This is a genomic window from Nguyenibacter vanlangensis, from assembly GCF_013376155.1.
GTDB lineage: Bacteria > Pseudomonadota > Alphaproteobacteria > Acetobacterales > Acetobacteraceae > Gluconacetobacter > Gluconacetobacter vanlangensis.
Genome location: NZ_JABXXP010000203.1, coordinates 1 through 4,823, shown reverse-complemented (window position 1 = coordinate 4,823; position 4,823 = coordinate 1). Strand labels below are relative to the sequence as shown.

Annotated in this window: 5 protein-coding genes and 1 pseudogene; 4 read left to right on the top strand and 2 right to left on the bottom strand. The window is 68.3% G+C overall.

Features of this window, described 5'->3' with window-relative positions; translation table 11 throughout:
• From HUK84_RS10650 to mutT, 3 genes are all read left to right on the top strand, one after another.
• Nucleotides 1-577 (top strand): ATP-binding protein (locus HUK84_RS10650; RefSeq protein ID WP_176640271.1); only part of this gene is annotated, 577 nt, incomplete at its 5' end.
• Between the two features lie 71 nt (nt 578-648).
• Nucleotides 649-1,728 carry an aromatic ring-hydroxylating oxygenase subunit alpha gene (locus HUK84_RS10645; RefSeq protein WP_176640270.1) on the top strand — a complete coding sequence of 360 codons (1,080 nt, stop codon included), beginning with the start codon at nt 649-651 and terminating at the stop codon, nt 1,726-1,728.
• Between the two features lie 45 nt (nt 1,729-1,773).
• On the top strand, nt 1,774-2,814 hold the full coding sequence (gene mutT, locus HUK84_RS23540) for an 8-oxo-dGTP diphosphatase MutT (RefSeq protein WP_176640269.1): 1,041 nt from the start codon (nt 1,774-1,776) through the stop codon (nt 2,812-2,814).
• Nucleotides 2,815-2,837: 23 nt separating this feature from the next.
• Here mutT and HUK84_RS10635 read toward each other — a convergent pair whose 3' ends face one another.
• Nucleotides 2,838-3,746, bottom strand: coding sequence for an SMP-30/gluconolactonase/LRE family protein (locus HUK84_RS10635; protein ID WP_246285606.1), 909 nt, complete (start codon nt 3,744-3,746; stop codon nt 2,838-2,840).
• A 137-nt stretch (nt 3,747-3,883) separates the two neighbouring features.
• Between HUK84_RS10635 and HUK84_RS10630 the strand changes: the two genes are divergently transcribed.
• Nucleotides 3,884-4,639, top strand: a complete 756-nt coding sequence (locus HUK84_RS10630) for a competence/damage-inducible protein A (RefSeq protein WP_176640272.1) — start codon at nt 3,884-3,886, stop codon at nt 4,637-4,639.
• Between the two features lie 76 nt (nt 4,640-4,715).
• Here HUK84_RS10630 and HUK84_RS23195 read toward each other — a convergent pair.
• A pseudogene (locus HUK84_RS23195) lies at nt 4,716-4,823 on the bottom strand (acetyl-CoA carboxylase carboxyltransferase subunit alpha); the annotation flags it as partial.

The window sequence follows — 4,823 nt, the reverse complement described above, 5'->3', positions numbered from 1 at the left end:
CCACGCGCAGGCCAACCTGGTCGATGGCCAGCCCCCTCGGGCCGGCCAGGGGCGGCTGGCGCTGATCGAAATCCAGCGCGAGGACCTGTCGACCCTGCCCGACCTGCTGGCCCTGCTGCGCGGCGCGGCGCGGCGCTTCATCGTCTTCTGCGACGACCTGTCCTTCGAAAGCGAGGACGCGGACTACAAGGCGCTGAAATCAGTGCTGGATGGCGGCATTTCCGGCCGGCCCGAGAATGTCCTGTTCTATGCCACCTCGAACCGCCGCCACCTGATGCCGCGCGACATGATCGAGAACGAGCGTTCGACCGCCATCAACCCGTCCGAGGCGGTCGAGGAAAAGGTCTCGCTCTCCGACCGGTTCGGGCTGTGGATCGGCTTTCATCATTGCGCGCAGGACGTTTTTGCCGACATGGTCCGCGCCTATGCGCGGGCCCGCGCGCTGCCGATCGCGGATGACGAACTGCAGCGCCGCGCCAATGCCTGGTCGGTCGGTCGCGGCGGGCGCTCCGGCCGCGTGGCCTATCAGTTCATCGAGGACCTGACGGCCGAGCTGGCGCCGCCGGCGGCGACTTGACGCAATCGCATACCTGCCCTTGACTTTGGGGATGGGCCACCCAAGCGCCTGCCTCGAACGCAAGAGAGACGATGAACCAGATTTTTTCGACGGACGGCATTTCCCAGCCCGATGGCGCCCAGGTGGGCGACCTGCGGCGGGTACGCGCCAATCCCGGTTTCTGGTACCCCGTCGCCTGGTCGCGCGAGCTGAAACCCGGCAAGACCATCGGCGTCCGCTATGCCGGCCAGCCCATCGCGCTGGTCCGCCCCCATGAGGGCGCGGTCTTCGCGCTGGAGGATCGCTGCGCTCACCGCCAGGTGCCGCTCAGCAAGGGGCAGGTCAAGGGCCAGTCGGTCCAGTGCTGCTATCATGGTTGGGCCTATGACCGCTCGGGACGGTGCATCGATGTCCCCTACCTGGGCAAGGGCAAGCTGCCGAACGGGGTGCGGACCTATCCGTGCCGCGAGCAGGACGGGCTGATCTTCGTCTTTCCCGGCGATCCGGCACGGGCCGGGGAGATGCCCCTGCCGCCCCTGGCGCAGGCCGCGAACCCGCACTACAAGACCCGCCGCTTCGGCCGGCACGTCAAATGCCATTACAGTTTCATGCATGAAAACCTGATGGATATGAACCATCAATTCATGCACATGAAACAGATGGGCCAGATGAAGCCCCGCTTCCTGGGGCAGGATCGCGGCCCGGGCATGGTCGAGGCGCGCTACAGCTTCGCCCGCACCGGCGGCAGGCAGCCGCTCGGCGAAGCCCTGGTGTTCGGCCAGAAGCGCGACAACAGCGCCCGCTTCGCCCATCGCGACGTCATGACGATCCGCACCGAGTACCCGTACCAGACGCTCAGGATCCAGACCGGGGACGAGCCGCCGGTGATGGATCTGTGGATCGTCTATGTGCCGCAGGACGACGCCCAGATGACCAACCGGGTCTTCGGCCTGCTGTCGATCAAGCGGCCCAAAATCCCCGGCCTGCTGGACGCCGCATGGCCGTTCCTGATTGCCTTCACCGAACGGATCTTCCGCGAGGACCGCGAGATCGTCGAACTGGAACAGGCGGCATGGGACGCGCAGGGCGGCGACCACAACCAGGAAGTCTTTCCGGTCATCTGCGCCCTGCGCGCGCTTCTGGCCGAATGCGGCATCCCGGCGGATGCTTGACGCCGTGGACCTGACCATCCGCCGGACCGCGCACAGGCCGCCGGCATGACGATCGACCTCGGTGAATCCCGTCTCGGTGCGGCGCTGCAGGCCGGCCCGTATCGCCTGCGGCCGCTGCATGCGTCCGACGCCGGCACCATGCACCGCCTGGTGAATGACTGGAGCGTGATCCGCATGCTCAGCCGGGTGCCGTTCCCCTATCCGCGCGAACTGACGGATGAATGGATCGCCGCGGCCCATGACCTGTCGCGGCGGGGAACGGCCTATCATTTCGCCATCACCCACCCCGAATCGGACAGCCCCGATTCGCTGATCGGCTGCATCGGGGTGCGACTCGACAAGGCGACGCGGTCGGCCAGCGTGGGCTACTGGATCGGCCGCCCCTACTGGAATCGCAAGGTCGCATCCACCACCGTCGGCCGCATCGCCCGCTGGGCGCTGGCCGGCCTGCCGATCGAACGGATCGCGGCCGCGGTCGCGCACGACAACCCGGCCTCGATCGCCGTGCTGCGGCGGGTCGGATTTCGCGAAACCGGATCGGGGCGGCAGGATTTCGTCTCGCGCGGCGGGGACCATCCCGTCCTGCTGTTCGAGGCGACGCGCACCGATCTGGAACTGGACATGCCGGACATGGATGACGCCGCCGAAACCGGGATCGATGCCGCCTCCACCCAGGGCCGGGCGCAAAAGCGGATGGTGCTGGTCGCCGCCGTGGCATTGGTCGACACCGACGGCCGCGTGCTGCTGGCCCGCCGGCCCGAAGGCAAGGCGATGGCCGGCCTGTGGGAATTCCCCGGCGGCAAGGTCGAAGCCGGCGAAACCCCCGAATCCGCGCTGGTCCGCGAACTGGACGAGGAGCTGGGCCTGGACGTCACCCGCTCGTGCCTCGCGCCCTATACGTTCGTGTCGCATGATTACGGGCATTTCCATCTGCTGATGCCCGTCTATCTGTGCCGGCGCTGGAAGAACACGCCCCGCCCGCGTGAAGGACAGACCCTGGCCTGGGTCCGGGGGCAGGACCTGTCCCTCTATCCGATGCCCGAGGCCGATCTGCCGCTGATCCCGCTGCTGCGCGATCTTCTGTAAAAGCTATCTGCAAAGGCCAAAGGCTACAGCACGATCGAGCGCGCCAGCGTGAACGCCGCCTGCCTCTGGCCGGGGATGCTGGTGCCGAACGCGAACAGCCCGCCGGTCAGCGGTTCCTGGTCCAGTTGCGCGGGCGACAGACCCTTGCGCGCGGTGGTGACGAAGACGGTGCGATAATCCGGACCGCCGAACGCGACCTTGGTGACGTTGCGCGCCGGCAGCGGAATCGGGTCCACCCGCGTTCCGTCGGGCGCCAGCCGCTCGATGCGCCCCCCCTGCCAGACCCCGACCCACAGGAAGCCCGCGCTGTCGACCGCGATCCCATCGGGATACCCGTCCGCCAGCGTCGCGAAGACCCGCCGATTCGACAGCCCGCCCGCATCGTCGACGTCGAAGGCGAAGATCGTCTGCGCCGGGGAGTGATTATGGTACAGCGTGCGCCCGTCCGGCGACAAGGCGGGGCCGTTGCTGACGATATAGCCCTCGTCCTGCCGATGGATGCGCAAACGGCCGGCCTCCTGGGTCACGGCGTACAGCGACCCGGTGGGGCTGGTCTCGGCGTCGTGCATGGTCCCGAACCACAGGCGGCCCAGGCGATCGACATGTCCGTCATTGATCCGGTTGTCCGGCAGTTCGGCCTCGACCAGCAGATCGAGGTTGAAGCGGCCGGTGGCCGGATCGAAGCGATGCAGCCCGTCCTTCAGCCCGCAGAGAAACGTGCCGTCGGACAGCGGCACCAGGAAGCCCGGCCTGTTCGGCGCCTCCCATGACGTGGTCTCGCCGCTTTCCGGACGGTAGCGATGGATCGCCCGGCCGACGATATCGACGAAATAGAGCGCCTGCTCGCCCTCGGCCCAGACGGGCCCCTCGCCCAGCGTGGCACGCAGATCCCAGACGCATCGCGGCGCACCGCAGACTGGTCCCTTCATCATCGCACTCATCCCCTCTGGCCCCGATCACCTCTGGCCCTGATCGCCTCTGGCCCCCATCGCCTCTGGCCTTGGCCGGTCACGGCGATCATAATGCAAACCCGTCCACTGTTCTGCCACCGGAAATGGGGGCCATGCGCATGAACCCGACCGCCTGCATCCTGGTCATCGGCAACGAGATATTGTCGGGCCGTACCCAGGACGTGAACGTGCAATATATCGCGCGGCGCCTGGCGGAACTGGGCATCACCCTGGCCGAGGTACGGATCATCCCCGACCGGCGGCCGGTGATCGTGGACACGATCGCCGCCGCCCGCGCGGCGTTCGATCATGTCTTCACCACCGGCGGCATCGGCCCGACCCATGACGACATCACCGCGCCCTGCGTGGCCGAGGCGTTCGGCGTGCCCTGGGTCATCCACCCCGAGACGTTCCGCCTGCTGGAGGCCCATTTCCCCCAGGGCGAATTCAACGCGGCGCGCCAGCGCATGGCAACCCTGCCCCAGGGCGCCGTGCCCATTCCCAACCCGGTGTCCGCCGCCCCCGGCTTCAGCATCGGCAACGTCCATGTCCTGGCCGGCGTGCCGCGCATCATGCGCGCGATGTTCGAGGAACTGGCCCCGTCCCTGCGTCACGGCACCCCGGTCGCATCGCAGAGCTGGCATGCGCTGGGACTGTACGAAGGCGCCCTGGCCGCGGGCCTGACGGACATCCAGGAGCGCTTTCCCGGCCTCGATATCGGGTCCTATCCGTTCCGCCGTCCGGACGGGCGGGGCGGGGTAACGCTGGTCAGCAAGGGCCTCGATCCCGCCCAGGTGCGGGCGGCGGCGGACGCGGTGCAGGCCCTGATCGCGCAACTGGGCTGCACCCCGATCGAGGGCGAGCCCCCACCCTGACGCCATGGCCGAAGCGGGGGCCTGAAAGAAGCGGGGGCCTGAAACAGGGGCCCCCAAAGGCGGCCCCCCGGGGCGATCAGCTCAGGCCGTCGCGTCCCATCGCCATGAATTTCTCGCGCCGCTGCGCGATGCGTGCCTGCGGGTCCAGCGCCGCCAGGGGCGGCAGTTCGGCGGCGATCGCATC

Excerpts from the sequence above, each read along its gene's own strand:
- HUK84_RS10645 (WP_176640270.1), top strand. The coding sequence starts at position 649 with ATGAACCAGATTTTTTCGACGGACGGCATTTCCCAGCCCGATGGCGCC.
- mutT (WP_176640269.1), top strand. The coding sequence starts at position 1,774 with ATGACGATCGACCTCGGTGAATCCCGTCTCGGTGCGGCGCTGCAGGCC.
- HUK84_RS10635 (WP_246285606.1), bottom strand. The coding sequence starts at position 3,746 with ATGATGAAGGGACCAGTCTGCGGTGCGCCGCGATGCGTCTGGGATCTG.
- HUK84_RS10630 (WP_176640272.1), top strand. The coding sequence starts at position 3,884 with ATGAACCCGACCGCCTGCATCCTGGTCATCGGCAACGAGATATTGTCG.